1 protein-coding gene is annotated in these 454 nt (G+C 67.2%); it reads right to left on the reverse strand.

From position 1 onward, the window contains the following. Window positions 1-211 (reverse strand): PAC2 family protein (locus AC1DYG_RS19725; protein WP_477641546.1); only part of this gene is annotated, 211 nt, incomplete at its 3' end. Window positions 212-454: the final 243 nt, after the last annotated feature.

Here is a 454-nt window from a genome sequence, read left to right on the forward strand (position 1 = left end):
ACGTCATGGTGGGCCGACGCGACCGGTAGTCGATCAGCTCGTCCACCGCGAACGAGGCGACCAGTTCCGACTCGAGGCTCTCGCGCAGGTGGGTGGTCGCGATCTTCACCGCGTGCCCGGCATCGGAAAAGCCCTCGAGGCCGTGGACCAGCACCGGGCCGCGCCCGTCCCCGGGCATGACCTGAGGCGCCGGGAATTCGAGCTCGTACATTCTCGACTGATCGTCCATCGTGACCCCTTCGCTTCTTCGTTCCCTATCAGTGTCCCTCACGAGGCGCCGATGTGCTCACACCCGTCTGTCGGTGGAAAGCATCCAGGCAGCGCGTTCATTCCCGGGCGAAAGCGGATTGCGCTCACAGCGAAACGGGTGGTTTCGGGAGTGGCGCGGCCGCGACGCGGGACCGGCCTGTGCGACTTGCCGGGGCCGGGGTGGCAGAGTGGTCGGTGTCGGCTC

The organism is Pedococcus sp. P1_H8, assembly GCF_056405175.1.